Raw genomic sequence first — 16,130 nt, forward strand, 5'->3', positions numbered from 1 at the left:
ATGTGGGAAATAATGAAAGGAGATCTAAAATTAAATAATAAATCAAATGTCACACTATCTATAGATACTGCAATTTTTAATGAAATAAAAAAATATGCTGAAGATCAAGGACAAAGTGTCAATGCGTTGTTGAATACTGTGTTGACAAAGTATGTTCTGCTCTATGGACCTGCTGAGGTGCAAGAGGGCATGCTAGTTCCGCACAAGTTCTTTAGTGGGTTACTGAAATACATTCCTGATGATGATCTGTTGGAGTTGATACATGAAGATGGTTTTGAAGCTATCAGATCAATTTTCGTACAAGGGGGAATTTCATTTAGTATTGATAATATGATCACATACGTTTTTGAACGCATTGCTCTATGGGCTGGTACATACTACAAATTCCGTAGTTATCATGATGATGATGGTTGGCTATGTCTTGCCTTTGAACATAGTTATGGGATAAAATGGTCTAAAGCCTTAGGTGAATCTCTCTCTATTATCATTAAAGAAATATTGAATCATGATTCAGAACATAAAATTACTGCCTCAACAACACTCATCCGAGTAAACGTTAAATGATGTTTTCTACTCTTCTAATATGATATTGTAAATTAATTTTCATAATTTTTCTTACTGTAAATTTCAGAACACTTGTTGGTCCATGGTAAAAACTTCGCTGTGCCCAGATTTTGGTACGTAAATAACTGTATGATGGTTTTGACGTAGATCGTCGCGCCACTGTTTCTTTTTACTCGGTTCAATCTTTGAAACATCATATGAGCACATTATAGAACCTCCAAGATCGTCAAATTGATTTTGAACATCTCTTTCAATGTTCAATTCTGCAGAAATTCTTTCCATGGTATCTACATTTGGAATAATTCTAGAAACTATTCGAAATGGTGTTCTGATATTCATCTGAATCATTATCCAATCTCTCCTACAATGCAAAATCTCATCTCGACTACCAGATCTATGACTAATTTGTAAAATACGTTAGTTGTTTACTCTGGAAATATTTCAAAGGAATGCCATAATTTAACATTTCAATAACTATGGAGCAAGAATCTTCTTCTGTTGCATACCTGCATTCTTCTCCACTTGTTAGCCCGTTTTTTATGAACCTGAACATTATCATCTTGGCATGTTCTAGATCCTCGTAAAGTAGGAGTATGTGCTTACGTGATGTAAGATTATCTACATAATTAATCGGGTATCACATATTGTTTTCAATTACGTGACTTGGGAACAAATTGAATATTTAATACCCTGCCACTGATCTACACTGTTTACACGATAAAAATGTCATTAGTCTTACAGTTATTTTTTATCTACTTTTACTAATACTGCTGTTGATAGGGCTTTGAAAGTAGAAGTCTGGTTTGCCATCTCTCTGATCATATTACAGATGCTTGCTCCTAATATCCTAGACCACTTGATTCCTAATTTATGGTCAAACACAAGACATGTGTATCCTTCTTCATCAACATAGTGTCGAAATCGTCGATATGCTCCCGCCCATAATGCAACTTTTTCAAAATGATGTTTAATTAAACCGTCTAGTGTGAAAGGTATGTTGTCATGCACATAAACGGCTTGCATTGTTTCCACTGAAACGTTGGTTAACAATTCAATGTGTTTATTTTCATCTAATAATTCTATGAATGCTTCAAAATATTTTCTCGGTATGGATGCACCCTCTTGATCTTCAAGATGTTTATAAAATAATACATGTTTTGCCAGTATGGTATTAATTTTTGTGTTAACGCTTATTGTTTGATTTTTTGAATCTTTTTTTATTTCATTAAAAATTGCAGTATCTATAGATAGTGTGACATTTGATTTATTATTTAATTTTAGATCTCCTTTCATTATTTCCCACATTCTCTTAACATGTGTGATGTACTTTAAAGATTCTAATAAGACTGATCATACGGTTCAGAATTATTTTTATTGTATTTCCATTGTTACAGTATTTGTGGAAACTTTTGTTGTAACTTTTGCTGAGAATGATTTCGTGAGCATATCAGAAAATGAGGTCGCTAGCACTGCGACAGTACGAAGCCAAGAGTTACAGAAGATTCGTTGTTTTTTACAACGTTTCCAAGTCTTCTTATCTCTACGTCCTGACTGAGTGTATAACAATTTCAAAAAATTAGGCGTGAACTATTTAAAGAAAAAATAGGTACGCCAGGTAAGGGATTCGAACCCCTGCATGCTTGCGCATAACCGCTACCTTGTTTTTGATCTCGAGGCGGTCGCCGTTCCGCTTGGCTAACCTGGCACTTGTTAGAAAGTTGGATTTTGGTACATAAATAACATGGCAATGAAACTGATCAGTAGATCAAGTATATAATAAAGGATATAAAGTAGATAATTTATTATCTAAACAAATGGAGACAATAATAAAAAAGACAGTCTCAATAGAATATGCAGGCAAAAAACACGCAGTCTCAGATGATCTTACCATATCATTACTCTTGGCCCAAATTGGCCTCCCAGAGGACACGCATGTTAGGATGGTTCCAACAAAAGAAGGGTTCATAATCATACCACAGACAGAAAAAAATTGATAATAGATAATTTATCATTGATATTAAACCATGATACAGTGATACCCATTGGCAAAGACTAGAATTTCCATAACAATTGATGATAGCATTGCAAAGGCAATAGAACTGTATTACAGAGAAAAGGTAAAAAATGCAGCAGAAAAGGGAGAAGCAATACCAAAACTATCAAACATTTACGAGGAAATTATAGAAAAGGGCTGGGACAAGTCTTTTCTAAAAAAGAAATAAGAATACTTGAAAACAACGTAACATCAAGAGATGGGCCTAGATCTAAAACAGCTTTGTGTGAGGGACAGGACAAACCTAGAGTCGTTTACATCAAAAATTGTTGCAATAGATGCATACAATGCAATATACCAGTTTCTATCAATAATTCGCGGACCTGATGGACTTCCATTAACTGATTACAATGGAAAGATAACAAGTCACATCAGTGGGCTTTTTTACAGGAACATCAATTTTTTGTCGCTTGGAATAAAGCCTGTTTATGTCTTTGACGGCAGGCCCCCGTCGTTAAAGTCTGCAGAAATACAGAGAAGAAAGCAGGTAAAAAAAGATGCTACTGTAAAATATGAAAAAGCAATAAGCGAGGGAAATTATGTCGAGGCAAAAAAGTTTGCCCAGCAGACATCGGTTTTGCGTGACGACATGGTAGACGAGTCAAAAAAATTTCTTGACTTGTTTGGCATACCATGGATCCAGGCACCATCAGAGGGAGAGGCAACTGCCGCACAGATGACAATATCTGGACAGGCATATGCGTCTGCAAGTCAAGACTTTGATTCGTTGTTGTTTGGCGCAAAAAAACTTGTCAGAAACTTTACAAACAGTGGCAAGCGAAAACTGCCAAATAGAAATACTACGATTGAGATAGAGCCTGAAGTTATCCAGCTTGACAAGACACTTTCATCACTTGGTGTGACGCGAGAGCAGCTTGTGGATATTGGCATTCTGATTGGCACTGACTTTAATCCAGATGGGTTTGAGAGGATTGGCCCCAAGACTGCATTGAAGATGATAAAGGACAATGGTGCTCTTGAAAATATCTCGCAGATTCAGGAGAAACTCGAAGAGATTGACTACAAACAGATACGTAATATTTTCTTGAATCCACAGGTTGCTGACATATCTGAGATAAAGTTTGGCAATGTCGACTATTCTGGAGCTGTAAATTACCTTACAAAGGAGAGAAGTTTTTCACTTGACCGTGTAGACACTTCATTGAACAGGCTCAAAAAAGCGTTAGAGAAAAAAAGTCACAACCTTGAACAGTGGTTTACGTAAACTAACACGCCGATTTTATTTATTCATCTGGCTTTCTGAACTCTGTGGTACAAACACTAGTTGAAGTGATAGAAGAATTTGATCCTGTAAAAGATTACGGAATAGAAATCAGAAAACAGTACAGGATGTGCCTTTCTGTTCTGAAAAAAGGACAGAAGATTAATCCAAATGAGTTTATCAAGAGCAATCTAAACAGATTTACTCACGGAAAAAAATCATTCAAAACAAACAGGGAAGCAGTGTACCATGCTTTTTGGATAGGAAAGAAAGTTGGCATCTCAAACCATTGTCACGTGAAGAATCAGGAGTACACAACTCATTTGATAATTTTTGTAATCCCGAGTCTGTATCATATTTTATTGATCAGCACAGAGAAAGCAGATACAGAAACCTCACAGCAGTAAAAGGAACAGGAACCAGGTATGCTTACGGGTACCTATTATGGAGGTTTGACACCTGGTTGCACGGCAAGACTTTTCCGTTCAATCAGGAGGTCATGGTAGGAAACAACACATACCAGAGAACCATAGAAAACGTTACTCTTGACGGAGTGGAACACTTGTTAAGGCTTTACCAGCAGCCATTCAAAACAGAATCGGATTTTATCAGGGTTGTAAAAAGATACCTGTTGATCCAATGCATGCAAACAAGCGCGCCAGGACAATCAAGATAGACTACAATGCCATCAAGTCATTGAGAAAAACGATTCGCCTTTGCATTTCAGGTTTGACTATAACGCAAGATACAAGACTACAAATGGAGAAGATGAGCAGGCGTCACTGAGTCTTGAAGACATGGTCAATCTTTTGACCGTGGGCAAGCCAAGCCTGATGCAAAAGGCAGTATTCCTATGCAAGTTGCACAGGGGCTGGACACCTCAACGCTTACAGACAGGTTCAACTTCCAAGGTTCGTCACGAGGGTAAGATCTTGAATCGCGATATGCCATATGGTAAAGTTCTTGCGGTTTCAAGACAAAAGGAGCTACGGCAAGAAAACCTGATGGTATCAATTAGGTTCATGAGGGGCTTGGCGCAATCCATTGTGCGCATGCAAGAAAAAATAGAATGGATGAAAAATGAATACGGCGATGAGGCAATCAAAAATACCTTTGAATAAAATTAACGCCTAATTTTCTTTAGTTTTCAAATAGGTTTTTAGAGCATTTCATAGATTAGAAAGAAGCCACATTTTGAAATCCATTTACCTCAGATATCTGATCATTATAGCATCTAGACTATAATATTATACAAATAATGGTATAATATTATATCAACAATACTATAATATTATACCATTATTACTATAGATACACACTATGAATAAAACAACATTGAGAATTCTAGAGGTATTATCAAGCGAGATAGGCACCGGATTATCCATTAATCATCTCACTGACAAAATACATACTCGATTCAATACGGGTTTTTACAGGGATGTATACAAAAATGTACAATCCCTTGCCAAACAGAGAATATTACAAATATCAAAAGAGGGTAATTCATCCATCATTTCTTTGAACTTTGATGATCCATTCTTAGTGGATATGTTAGCAGAAATGGAATTGGAGCGCAAACGTAATTTTCTTCAAAAAAGAAAAGAATTTCAAATATGGATATCCACATTATCTAGTAGAATAATTGACTATTCTTTCATAAATTCAATATCTTTGATTCGTCCAGAACTAAATGCAAAACTAAATCGTGCAGAGCTTCTTTTTTTGATTTCCAATCAAACCAATCAAACCAATCAAAACGATATGGAATACCATCAACGTGACAAACTTCATGAACTAACAGATTCCCTTCAAAAAGAATACAACATCAGCATAGATGCATTAATCATGAATCCAGAAGAATTTATCATAACATTTCGTTCAAGCAGTATAAACCCAGTAAAAGAAATGATGTCCAATAAAATTGTAATATTCTTTCCACAGATGTTTTGGCTTGAAATTGGAAATACAATAAAGAAAGAGCGACCTTTTAAAACTGAAGAATATGAAATACGCCCTTTGAAAATTACCGAGGAAGAACTCGTATCAAACCTTGCAATGTTGGGATACAAAGAGATTGGAACAGACATAAGACCGCCTTCGAAATTAATAGGAATAGAATATATCATAATTTCAATTTTGATGGGAAATGATTCAAGGAGAATAGATGCAGTTCCAATAATAATTGCAAAAAATCAAGATATGATAAATTATGATCTTTTGATATTCCTATCTACAAAATATCATACATCGGATTTATTGTATTCATTGCTCAAGGCACTAGATCAAATCAAACCCACTGCACGTGCTAAGAAGATATTAGATAGACTGCATTTTATGCACATAGGTGAAGTTCAGATAGATTTGAAGGATTTAGAGAAGAGGTTGAGATTGTATAATGTCATTAAATAAGAATTCACTTTTGGAGTTCCTAGAGGTTTTAGATGATGAATTCACGAAGAAAATAATCATCGTAGCTGCGGGGGTACCGCAATGACGCTCTTAGATGGAAAACCATCCACAATAGATGTTGATTTTACAGTGCCTAAGGAATACTATGATGATTTTCTATCCGCGTTAAAAACTGTCCCGCATGGATTTAAAGTAGAAGCATGGCCTGAAGGTCAAGTATTTAGTCAGATGTTGCCATCTGATTATCTAGCTATAAGCATCCTGATAGAAACTACGTTAAAACACATCGAATTAAGGGCTTTACATCCTTTAGATATAGTAATCACCAAAATAGGCAGATTAATTGGAAGAGATTTGGGCGACATTGAGATTTGCATTAGAAACTTTGGGCTAAAAGCAGATCAGATACGTGAAAGAGCAAGTAAAATTGGTTATGCTGGAAATGACGAAGTGTATGAAATGAAATTGAATGTAGTAATTCGAGATTTCTTTTGATTGCAGTAATGAAATATCAAATACAGTTGTACAAAAAAGTCATACTTTGAAACTATTTTATGGTGTAAATATATTGAACCAGTGGTTCAAGTAAACAGGTGTTATTCACTACCGCCTTACATCATATGATATATTTTATAAAAACATAAGGTTCTGAAATAATATTCTTTATTATTTCACAGGAACCTGAGTCTGTTCATTGTCTGTCTTTTTCTGTTTTGAGATCATCTTACTTAACACGGCATACAATCCAATGAATGCAATCTGACATATTTCAATTGGTTGTATGAGTATGGCAAAACCTATTCCCAGAGACCCATGAGTGTCATTTCTGTGAAATCCACCTTCCGGTACATTTCCCTGTGAAAAATTGCCTTTGTAACCAGGACTTGTGGCCCACCAAAGTGTCACAATTCTTTGTTAGGTAAACCTAGTATCTCAAATAAAAAATAAAAAAGACATATGAATTTATCAGAAATAAATATTGTAAATGCAAAGTTATGAGAAACATTTCATGAAAATAAATTCGACCATTTTAGACTTTTCCAGTAATTTCAAACCAGTATATTTACAGATTCATTCTTGCAGAGAATGACTGTATTTTTTGTATCAGATCTCAGAGATTGGTTAAAACTTAGAAAAGATACGCGAATCTTATAAGATGCCAAATCTCTGTTAAACCAGTCACGGGTAAAGACCATCTGTGAATATGTGCGCCAAGTGGTCATTTATCACCCTGACTAAAAATTTTCATGTTTTAAAAAACCATTTACGCTAAATCTAGATCATTTTGTCATAATTTCATTCCTATTGTTAACTGTATTTGTAAGATCCAGTATTACATTACACAAAATAATGTTATGACGAAACAACAGGAACTGTAAAAAATCCCATAATGTTATCTATGAAGCCAAATTAGTCAGTACAGAAAAGTTTATCGGATACAAGCAAGCATATCAGGCACGAATTACAAGCCACTATTTGACAAAATCATGGAAATTGATCCAAAAATTCGTTTTGCTACAATATTTGACATGACTGGACAGGTTTTGTTCAGTGCTCATCGAGAGGGAGTGGTAAATTTGCTTTCACCAGAAGAGAGCCAGAAATCACTACATCTTGCAATCAACGCATGGAAGTCAAGAAATGAAGTCTCAGATAAAATTGGAAAGGGAAAATATGCACTTGTCGAATATGAAAAATTAAAGAGAATTACGATGCCCTTGGATTCTGAACACATACTTTACATCACAACAGATGTAGAGGCAGACCACGGTCCGATAATTTACAGGGCCTTGAGATTAAAACATGATGCATTGCATACACCTGAAGGAATGCCCTAAGTCACGACCTGTATTCAAAATTGCACATGTATTCCTTACTAGAATTAATTTAACGGCTGCACCAGTCTGAAAAATATGATTGTTGAAGATGATCCTGTGCGGAATCTTTTGTTTGCCCCACAATTACAACTCCTGCCGAATTTGGATGCAGATTATCAAAATAAGTAAAGGAACCTATCCTGTCAAACTTGTGTGAGAATACACCATGTGGTGCAATAAGTGAGCTTGCAAACCAGCCATCAGGTCCGCTCTGACCGCTACCACTTGTAATCATGTGAATAGAACTGCCAGAATTTATCCAAGTTATTGTATCTCCCTTGACTAGTGTAACTTGGCACGGGCTAAAGCAAGCTCCTACAGTACTACAATCGGTGATGAAAATGGTTGTTTCATTAGTTGTAGTTGACACATCGGCATACGCAACAGAGTCATCAACATTGTAAACTAGAAAAACCACAAGATATAGTACAAATGCAGTCATTCCAATCTTTTTGTGCATATCCCAAACATAGTGTGAACGTGTTATTAATATTGAGATGTGCGTAGCGTCAAGCCTCAGATTGATTTCTAAATAAAACCAACACTAAAAATGTGATGCAATATTTCACTTTAGTGCATTAGAACAATTTTCAAAAAATCCACATGCTTTGCATTTTGGTTTGCTATTATGATGTATCAAATCATCCCATTGTAAACACTTTTTGGTAAATTGTGAAGCATAGTCGAAAAGCAATTCCGTGTGACTTGCATCTACAATTTCTTCATATGTCTTGTAAATCGACCTAGTTCTGGTATCCACAATGTTGATCTGGTACATTTTCTGCGTGTGTGGAATTCCAGCCCACCCTCCAAAAGAATCACCCAGATAGTACATGGAATCAAGATAGGTAAGCACCTGTAGCAATTGGCCTATGTAGGGTTTTGACATGGCACCATAGCGTTCTGGATTTGAGGCATGTTTGTCATCAGAGACTATAAGAGTTTCATTTTGACGAGTGACCTTGTCTGCCCTTCCAAATAATACCAGTCTTGCTTGTCCTTCTTTGAAATCAAATTCTTGTACAAAAGATGTCTGGATATCTTCTCGCATAAAATTTAGATCAGATTTTGTGTCTTCCAGCCTTGTTTTTGTCAATTGCATTGGAATGGTTGTCTCTTTTTCTATTCTTTCTGCCTCCTCGTGGTGCTCGGTACCCTTTAACATTTGAGCAGTTTCTGCACGCACCCCCTCAATGAAAAACGGTATCTGGAACTGGCAGTATCCCATAGCACCTGTAAAATCAGTCACAAATGCCTTGACCTGATTAACGCCGTTTTCATCCTTGTCTATTGTAATCGTATTATGTTTTGATTGACAGATGTAGATAAAACATGCTGGATAAATGATTCAACTCCAATATTTTTGATCCAGTTCTTTTGACGCCTTTTCAATTAAAGAAAATTTTCACAACAAGAAAACCTTGAAAAATCAGCAGCGATATACACATCTGTCAATCATTAAATATAATCAAGTCATCATCGTACTCATCTAGGAGAAAAATGATGAAAGTCAATGGTTATGCAGCACAGAGTGCCAAGGCAGCACTTGTACCATACTCGTTTGAAAGGCGCGAGGTTGGGGACAATGATGTTCTAGTAGAGATACAATACTGTGGGATATGCCACACAGACATTCACCAAGTGGGTGACGAGTGGGGCGGTTCCACATTTCCAATGGTTCCCGGACACGAGATAACAGGAATTATATCAAAAACTGGACCCAAGGTAACAAGATACAAGATAGGTGACAGGGTAGGAGTAGGATGTTTTGTAAATTCATGCCGCAAGTGTGACGCCTGCAAGAAAAACCTGGAACAATATTGTACTGATGGAATGGTTACAACATACAATGGAACTGAAAAAGACGGCACCGTAACCCATGGAGGATACTCAAATAGAATTGTGGTAGATGAAAATTATGTGTTACGCATCCCAGATTCTTTGCCACTTGATAAAGCTGCACCACTTTTATGCGCTGGAATAACACTATACTCTCCACTCATGCACTGGAATGCAGGTCCTGGAAAAAAAGTTGCGATAATAGGACTTGGTGGAATCGGCCACATGGGAGTAAAGATTGCACATGCACTAGGTGCAGAGGTCACAGTTCTTAGCCACTCGCTAAAAAAACAAGAGGATGGAAAAAAACTTGGTGCTTATTATTTTTATGCCACGTCAGATCCTGAAACATTTGAGAAATTAAAGGGACGTTTTGACTTGATAATAAACACAGTATCTGCAGATCTTGATTGGAACCAATACCTTGAGCTTTTGGCACTTGACGGTTCCATGATAGTAGTCGGGATTCCAGAAAAACAAACATCTGTTGGTGCGTTTCCACTTGTTGCCGGACGTCGCAGCCTTTCGGGCTCGCTCATCGGGGGAATAAAAGAGACACAGGAGATGCTAGACTTTTGTGCAAAGAATAACATTGCAAGCGAGATCGAACTGATTCCGATTCAAAAGGTAAATGATGCATACAAGAGAGTTCTCAACAGTGACGTCAGATACAGGTTTGTAATTGACATAAAATCACTTGAGCAAAAGTGATGTGCCGCACATGAGAAATATCAATAGGCAACTTTTCAAAAAACAACAAACCTAGTGTTGTAAGTGATATACTTCAGACGTGGTCACATGACAAGATTTCAAGTGTAGAATTTCTCAATGCAGTCAAGTCAGTGTTATCGCAAGGTACAGAAAACAGTATGCCAAGTTACAACTTTACAACAATTCCAAGATGGGTAAAGCGTACTGCCAATCTCCAGTCGCAGGGACTGATTTCAGATGACGAGTTTCTAAGTGCAGTTGAATATCTTGTCAAGATCCAAGCAATAAAATAGATTTCAAGTGTCCTTTGAGCCAAGCATCTCATTGTCTTTAACATCATGATCCCATTTTCCGCGTATTCCCTTGTACATGACAAACCCCCCTATTCCCAAAAGGGCAAATGACAAAAGGAGATACAGCATGTGGTCGTAGCTCTTGTCTGAGCACTTGACATGCATTGCAACGCCTGAGGAATAGTCATAACAGTCATCAAAGGTTTGCTGCTGGACTGCATATTGGGCATAGTCGGCATTTCCTATGCTTGCAACCACAAAGCCTGCAAATATCACAACTGCGCCTATCATGACAAGCCGTATGTCACTCATGATGACTGAACATTGTTATGCATAATATTTAATGTTCTTAAAATATCATATCAAGTGATCAAAAAAATGGTTTTCGGCTTTGGCAAGAAAAAAACACATGAACAGCAGCCCACCGCACCAGTCCAGACTGAAAGAAAAGTATCGCTAGAAGAAATACCAGGTATATTGCATGAGATCGAATTGCCACAAATGGCAGAGGCAGTAGAGATTGCACAGTCAACCAAGAAGGAGATAGAGGCACACCGAAAAAAAATCCTCAGTCTGATTTTACATTTAGAGTCAGATGACCTAAAGCTTGACGACGTCGACAAGAGTCTAAGAGTCATTGTAAAGAGGGGCAAAAATGCAATTGTGTCAACTATAAAAAAAGAGACGACAACCGTTCTGACAAGTGCTACCAAGTATGATCAGGCAGTACTTCTCAATATGGAAATAAGCCAGATGCTGAAAAAAATGGGTGACGTATTAGGACAGAATTCAAGAATAATTCACATTTTTGCAAAAAAATATGCTGACAATCTCAAGGAAGAGATTGCAAAGGTTGCAAAGAGCAGAAATCAATTACAGACATCAATAAACACCACAGAAAATTTCAGGACAGATGGAAAAATCATAGCAGATCTGAGCCAAAAAATTTCAGAGCAGAGAACATCAATAGCACAAAAAAACTACAGGCTGTCGGAGATAGAGTTAGAAGTCAAGTCCCTCAAGGATACCATTTCAAGTCTTGAAAAACAAATTCATGATTTGAAATCAAGTGAAGAGCACACAAAGTTTCTTGAAATAAAAAACAAGATAGATCCCATGTCGTCTGAAAAGTCAGAAATAAAAAATGTCATAGATTTCCAATTCTCAAAGATTTCAAGACCACTTGGCAGGTATAGCTACATCTCGTCATTTGAGAAGCCAGTAAGAAAAATGATGGATGAACTTCTTGCCAATCCATACGATGTAATCTCCCCGCACAACAAGGATTCCATAATACATATTTTAGAAGCAGTCGAAAAATCAGTAATCTCTGGCTCCATATCTGTCAAGGACTCTGAAAAATCCACAGAGCAGATCCAAGAGACAATATCAAAACTTGACGAATTCGTGTCATTAAAAGAGGCATATTCCAAGAAGGTGTCGGCATTAGAAAAAGATCTTACAGTTTTTGATATCAAATCACTAGAATCAAAAGAGCATGACTTGTACAAAGCAAAAACAGACATAGCAAACATGGAACGAATCAAACAGAAACTGGAGGAAGAGATCAATGATGGAAATCACACTCTAGCAAAAAATATTTCAGAGATAGAATCAGATGTTGCAAGGTTGACAGGCTCCAAAGTCTTGCTAAAATAAGTCACGTCTAAGATTAATTAGCGCGTGATGTAAAAACAACGATAATGATCTTTTCCAAGAAAGAAAAACCTAGGAGAACCATAACCATAAAAAAAGAGATCAGGGACAGTATTTTGTCATATTGTAAGATGAATCACCCAAATGAGTGCATATTGGTGCTCAGGGGCAAGTCAAGAAAGGGCAGAGTACTTGTGGAAGGCTTGGTTATTCCTCCATTTTTTCACACAGGTCCCACATTTGCAGGATTTCCGCATTCTTTTCTTCCATTTGATACAAGTTACATAGGAACAGTCCACTCTCATCCATCAGGTGTTGCCAAGCCATCGGTTACCGATTTGCACAACTTTTTTGGTTTTGTGTCAATTATCATACAATCACCGTATGAAGACGGTGACATTTTTGCCTATGATCGTGATGGCAACCTGCTTGAAACAACTATAAGTTCGGATTAATCCTAACAAAAATTTATAAGCTTTTTGATGTAACCACTAGTGTTGATAAATTACAAGACATATCTCGTATTCCTTTTCGGATCTTTGGCTTTTAGCATCGGTATCCAGTTGCTTGCATCGTACTTGAACTGGCCTCCGTTCTCGGGAGTGGCAATAGCACTTGCTGTATTCATAATTTTCCCGCTAATTCTAAGAAACAGGTCGATCAAGCGCATGGGTGGAATGGGTTCAGACGCAGGCGTCGGTGGCGGAGGATTTTTTGGACAGAATCAGGGAGTAAAATACATCTGCCTTGCATGCAACAACAGATACAAGGGCGGAATGTGTCCACGATGCGGCTCCAAGATGAAGCGAGCAGATTTCTAGAAATAAAAAATGACCCTCGAAGAATTAAGGAGTAGGGCATTATTCCAAAATACAATCGATACATGGATAATGACATGCGAGGAAAAAAAAGCAGATTGGTACCTGCCTGAAAATTATAAAAAATTCATTGCACATTTGTTTCAGAGTGGACTAAAGATGCAAAAGTTTCCACTATGCATAAAAGAATCTGGTGGAATGTACCAGAGAGGCAAGGACAAGACCCAGTTTGCAGAGACACTTGCCCAGTCAATTGATCCAAATGCAGCAGCCTACACAATCAAATTATCAGATGATACCATCAAGATAATTCGCCAATTCAACGCTGTCGAAGCTTAGGATTTACGATACCATCCATTGCGTGACCCATAAACACAAACGCAAGACCTGTCACTGCAATCATTATACCAGGAGGCATGATCCACCACCACATTCCACGGGCTGCTGCACTGTATGAGCTTGCATCATGGAGTATCTGGCCCCATGTTGGGAAGGTCGGATCTCCCAGCCCCAGAAAACTCAGGCCGGCTTCAGTAGTGATTGCACCAGGTACAGAAATTGCAATGCTTGCAAATGCATATGGAAGAAGTTGTGGCAAGATGTGCTTGAAGATTATCTTGTAATTTTTTTGGCCCATTAGTTGTGCCGCCTCTACATACTGGAGTGTTTTAATCTGCATTGCCATGCTTCTAGACACCTTTGCTATTCCGACCCAGCCAAATATCACTAGAAATCCAACCATCAAAAATATGCTGTTGCCAATTGTCACTGCAAGAATAATTAACAGAGGCAGGGCAGGCATTGCGTATATGATATCATTGAAGCGCATCAGAACCTCATCTGTTGCACTTCCTTTGTAGCCAGCATAGACACCATAGATCAGGCCAATCACTACGGATCCGATTGATACCGTTATACCTATGAATAATGCAAGAGGCGTTCCCCAAAGCAGCCCAATTGAGAGATCTCTTCTTAGCTCATCTGTTCCCATGACTCCATATACCTGTCCTCCAAGAATCAGGCGTGATTTTTCCAAAACTGGTTTTGTTGACACGTCATACAGATGAACATGGAATACATACAGGCCCTTTAGAATTTTGTTCTCGTCAAGTTTTGAAAAAATAATTTTTTCAGAAGACAGGCCATCAAGTGAAAATGCATAGTTTGATCTTTTATCTGCAATGTTTTTCAGTATGACATTTTGTGTTGAAAATATCATACTGCTGTACACAGAATCATTGCTTGCAAAAGGCAATGATGTTGATACAAGTTGTAGATCGGTCCCATCTGGCCTTGTCACAGTTATTTGTAAAAGCGGTGAGCCGCTGTATTTTGCAGCATACTGGTAGATAAAATCACTTGGAAACCCATCATACTGATAGTTTACCGCAAATGAGTCAGTCAGCACATTAACAGAACCGAGTTGTTGTGATGACTGGACAGGTGACAGTATCAAGTGCTCTGGAATTTTTTCAGACTGGAAATAGTTGACCCACGCAGGCTGGGCAGATTTTGGATATAGTAACCAGCTTGCCGGATCGTTCCATGTCTTGAAGCTGTCAAGAGGTATAGTTACAAATGCAACAATTGACATGGTAAAAAGAATTAAAAGTATTGCAACACCGGTCATCCCAATTTTGCTGTGTGAAAACTCTTTCCACACAGCTCTGGCTGAAAAGCTCATTGCCTTCGCACCCTTGGATCAAAGTATCCATACAAGACATCCGCTACAAAGACACTGACAAGAAAGAATACAGTCAGTACATAGGTTGCCCCAATTATCACTGGCAAGTCAAGAACGCTTATCGCCTCAAAGTACAGCCTGCCCATCCCAGGCCAGTCAAAAACTGCTTCCGTTATTATTGCACCACCAAGTGAGCCTGACAAGCTAAGTGCAAGTATTGTAACAATGGGCGGAGCAGCATTTTTTAACGCATGAGAGAACAGAATATGTTTTTCATCAATTCCTTCAGCCCTTTTTGCAGTGATAAAATCTTCTTGGAGTACACCCACCAAGAAATTTCTCACGAGGTATGCCCAAGAACCGAACCCAATCATTACAAGAGTTATCAACGGCAGTGCCATGTGATACAAGAGCGATCCCAAGTATCCCGGGTCTGACGCAGAAACATCAGGAGTTGCTCGTGCAGGAAATATCGGGTAGAGAAATGCAAAGACAAAGATCATCAATACTCCAATCCACCAGACAGGAAAGCTACTGGATATTACTGCAAACCCCGATGTTATCTTGTCAATTTTTGAATTGACCTTGCTTGCAGCTACTGCTCCAAGAAATATTCCGAGAACTGATACAATGACAGTAGCCGTTGTAAAAAGAAGAATTGTCCTTGGAAGTTTCTCAAGTATGATATCCCGGACATCAGACGAGCCACTATCACTCGTAAGAAACTTGGCATGACCAAAGTCTAGTGTCAAAATTTTGTACATTGACAACCCAATTCTTTGTGGCGAGTACCAAGGCTGGTCAAGTCCAAGTGCAGTGATTCGCATCTTTACTTGATTGTCAACATACAAGTCAAGCTGTTCGGTTGTTTTAAAACTTGAAAGAAGACTCTTGTTGTTTGTCACCTGTTGCCGTACATCTAGTGCTGCACTTTGCTTTGATATTGAATCCATGTTAGAGCCAACAAGAAGTATCGTAAGAAGAAGTGTAGCCATCAATACACC

The 16,130-nt window shown here is 37.9% G+C and carries 23 protein-coding genes and 1 tRNA gene; 15 read left to right on the forward strand and 9 right to left on the reverse strand.

Going from position 1 to position 16,130, the window contains the following annotated elements:
* Window positions 1-12: 12 nt before the first annotated feature.
* Window positions 13-564 (forward strand): hypothetical protein, encoded by a 552-nt coding sequence (locus BQ3481_RS04460; RefSeq protein WP_157927172.1) that lies wholly within the window; start codon window positions 13-15, stop codon window positions 562-564.
* Between the two features lie 63 nt (window positions 565-627).
* Here BQ3481_RS04460 and BQ3481_RS04465 read toward each other — a convergent pair whose 3' ends face one another.
* The 3 genes from BQ3481_RS04465 to BQ3481_RS04480 all read right to left on the reverse strand — a co-directional run bounded on the left by BQ3481_RS04465 (window position 628) and on the right by BQ3481_RS04480 (window position 2,269).
* The gene (locus BQ3481_RS04465; RefSeq protein ID WP_157927173.1) at window positions 628-912 is read right to left on the reverse strand and encodes a hypothetical protein; all 285 of its coding nucleotides are present in this window, start codon (window positions 910-912) and stop codon (window positions 628-630) included.
* Window positions 913-1,305: 393 nt separating this feature from the next.
* Window positions 1,306-1,857: a hypothetical protein gene (locus BQ3481_RS04475; protein ID WP_157927175.1), complete on the reverse strand. Its 552-nt coding sequence runs from the start codon at window positions 1,855-1,857 to the stop codon at window positions 1,306-1,308.
* A 316-nt stretch (window positions 1,858-2,173) separates the two neighbouring features.
* Window positions 2,174-2,269: transfer RNA gene (locus BQ3481_RS04480), tRNA-Ser, on the reverse strand.
* Window positions 2,270-2,378: 109 nt separating this feature from the next.
* On the opposite strand from BQ3481_RS04480, the gene BQ3481_RS04485 reads away from it, so the two are divergent.
* The 7 genes from BQ3481_RS04485 (at window position 2,379) to BQ3481_RS04515 (ending at window position 6,743) form a co-directional block, all read left to right on the forward strand.
* Window positions 2,379-2,558 (forward strand): hypothetical protein, encoded by a 180-nt coding sequence (locus BQ3481_RS04485; RefSeq protein WP_157927176.1) that lies wholly within the window; start codon window positions 2,379-2,381, stop codon window positions 2,556-2,558.
* A gap of 48 nt (window positions 2,559-2,606) precedes the next feature.
* Entirely contained in the window at window positions 2,607-2,786 is a 180-nt protein-coding gene (locus BQ3481_RS04490) for a hypothetical protein (RefSeq protein ID WP_157927177.1), read from the forward strand.
* 30 nt (window positions 2,787-2,816) lie between these two features.
* Window positions 2,817-3,842: a flap endonuclease-1 gene (gene fen / locus BQ3481_RS04495; RefSeq protein WP_157927178.1), complete on the forward strand. Its 1,026-nt coding sequence runs from the start codon at window positions 2,817-2,819 to the stop codon at window positions 3,840-3,842.
* A gap of 286 nt (window positions 3,843-4,128) precedes the next feature.
* Complete coding sequence (locus BQ3481_RS04500; RefSeq protein ID WP_157927179.1) at window positions 4,129-4,515, forward strand: hypothetical protein; 387 nt, start codon at window positions 4,129-4,131, stop codon at window positions 4,513-4,515.
* A 40-nt stretch (window positions 4,516-4,555) separates the two neighbouring features.
* The gene (locus tag BQ3481_RS04505) at window positions 4,556-4,960 is read left to right on the forward strand and encodes a hypothetical protein (RefSeq protein ID WP_157927180.1); all 405 of its coding nucleotides are present in this window, start codon (window positions 4,556-4,558) and stop codon (window positions 4,958-4,960) included.
* Between the two features lie 199 nt (window positions 4,961-5,159).
* Window positions 5,160-6,248, forward strand: coding sequence for a hypothetical protein (locus BQ3481_RS04510; protein ID WP_157927181.1), 1,089 nt, complete (start codon window positions 5,160-5,162; stop codon window positions 6,246-6,248).
* A gap of 81 nt (window positions 6,249-6,329) precedes the next feature.
* The gene (locus BQ3481_RS04515) at window positions 6,330-6,743 is read left to right on the forward strand and encodes a hypothetical protein (RefSeq protein WP_157927182.1); all 414 of its coding nucleotides are present in this window, start codon (window positions 6,330-6,332) and stop codon (window positions 6,741-6,743) included.
* 171 nt (window positions 6,744-6,914) lie between these two features.
* On the opposite strand, the gene BQ3481_RS04520 is transcribed toward BQ3481_RS04515, so the two are convergent.
* A complete protein-coding gene (locus tag BQ3481_RS04520) occupies window positions 6,915-7,154 on the reverse strand; it encodes a hypothetical protein (protein WP_157927183.1) in 240 nt (79 codons plus the stop codon).
* A gap of 581 nt (window positions 7,155-7,735) precedes the next feature.
* Here BQ3481_RS04520 and BQ3481_RS04525 point away from each other — a divergent pair.
* Entirely contained in the window at window positions 7,736-8,086 is a 351-nt protein-coding gene (locus tag BQ3481_RS04525) for a hypothetical protein (protein WP_157927184.1), read from the forward strand.
* 49 nt (window positions 8,087-8,135) lie between these two features.
* On the opposite strand, the gene BQ3481_RS04530 is transcribed toward BQ3481_RS04525, so the two are convergent.
* Together BQ3481_RS04530 and BQ3481_RS04535 are read right to left on the reverse strand one after the other, a co-directional pair.
* Complete coding sequence (locus BQ3481_RS04530) at window positions 8,136-8,585, reverse strand: cupredoxin domain-containing protein (protein ID WP_157927185.1); 450 nt, start codon at window positions 8,583-8,585, stop codon at window positions 8,136-8,138.
* A 105-nt stretch (window positions 8,586-8,690) separates the two neighbouring features.
* Window positions 8,691-9,374, reverse strand: a complete 684-nt coding sequence (locus tag BQ3481_RS04535; RefSeq protein WP_157927186.1) for a PD-(D/E)XK nuclease family protein — start codon at window positions 9,372-9,374, stop codon at window positions 8,691-8,693.
* 251 nt (window positions 9,375-9,625) lie between these two features.
* On the opposite strand from BQ3481_RS04535, the gene BQ3481_RS04540 reads away from it, so the two are divergent.
* The gene (locus BQ3481_RS04540; protein WP_157927187.1) at window positions 9,626-10,675 is read left to right on the forward strand and encodes an NAD(P)-dependent alcohol dehydrogenase; all 1,050 of its coding nucleotides are present in this window, start codon (window positions 9,626-9,628) and stop codon (window positions 10,673-10,675) included.
* 131 nt (window positions 10,676-10,806) lie between these two features.
* Entirely contained in the window at window positions 10,807-10,968 is a 162-nt protein-coding gene (locus BQ3481_RS04545) for a hypothetical protein (RefSeq protein WP_157927188.1), read from the forward strand.
* Window positions 10,969-10,971: 3 nt separating this feature from the next.
* Here BQ3481_RS04545 and BQ3481_RS04550 read toward each other — a convergent pair whose 3' ends face one another.
* The gene (locus BQ3481_RS04550) at window positions 10,972-11,280 is read right to left on the reverse strand and encodes a hypothetical protein (protein ID WP_157927189.1); all 309 of its coding nucleotides are present in this window, start codon (window positions 11,278-11,280) and stop codon (window positions 10,972-10,974) included.
* Window positions 11,281-11,346: 66 nt separating this feature from the next.
* On the opposite strand from BQ3481_RS04550, the gene BQ3481_RS04555 reads away from it, so the two are divergent.
* From BQ3481_RS04555 to BQ3481_RS04570, 4 genes are read left to right on the forward strand one after another with little or no spacing between them, the layout of a single operon-like run.
* Window positions 11,347-12,627 (forward strand): V-type ATP synthase subunit I domain-containing protein, encoded by a 1,281-nt coding sequence (locus BQ3481_RS04555; protein ID WP_157927190.1) that lies wholly within the window; start codon window positions 11,347-11,349, stop codon window positions 12,625-12,627.
* Window positions 12,628-12,671: 44 nt separating this feature from the next.
* Window positions 12,672-13,079, forward strand: coding sequence for a Mov34/MPN/PAD-1 family protein (locus BQ3481_RS04560; protein ID WP_157927191.1), 408 nt, complete (start codon window positions 12,672-12,674; stop codon window positions 13,077-13,079).
* Window positions 13,080-13,118: 39 nt separating this feature from the next.
* Window positions 13,119-13,445 carry a hypothetical protein gene (locus tag BQ3481_RS04565; protein ID WP_394336734.1) on the forward strand — a complete coding sequence of 109 codons (327 nt, stop codon included), beginning with the start codon at window positions 13,119-13,121 and terminating at the stop codon, window positions 13,443-13,445.
* A 9-nt stretch (window positions 13,446-13,454) separates the two neighbouring features.
* Window positions 13,455-13,781, forward strand: a complete 327-nt coding sequence (locus tag BQ3481_RS04570) for a hypothetical protein (protein ID WP_157927193.1) — start codon at window positions 13,455-13,457, stop codon at window positions 13,779-13,781.
* On the opposite strand, the gene BQ3481_RS04575 is transcribed toward BQ3481_RS04570, so the two are convergent.
* Together BQ3481_RS04575 and BQ3481_RS04580 are read right to left on the reverse strand one after the other, a co-directional pair.
* The gene (locus tag BQ3481_RS04575; RefSeq protein ID WP_157927194.1) at window positions 13,762-15,126 is read right to left on the reverse strand and encodes an ABC transporter permease; all 1,365 of its coding nucleotides are present in this window, start codon (window positions 15,124-15,126) and stop codon (window positions 13,762-13,764) included. The two genes, BQ3481_RS04570 and BQ3481_RS04575, sit on opposite strands and share 20 nt — an antisense overlap.
* Entirely contained in the window at window positions 15,123-16,121 is a 999-nt protein-coding gene (locus BQ3481_RS04580) for an ABC transporter permease (RefSeq protein WP_231911868.1), read from the reverse strand. The genes BQ3481_RS04575 and BQ3481_RS04580 overlap by 4 nt, the downstream gene beginning before the upstream one ends.
* Window positions 16,122-16,130 lie beyond the last annotated feature (9 nt).

Source organism: Candidatus Nitrosotalea okcheonensis (assembly GCF_900177045.1).
GTDB lineage: Archaea > Thermoproteota > Nitrososphaeria > Nitrososphaerales > Nitrosopumilaceae > Nitrosotalea > Nitrosotalea okcheonensis.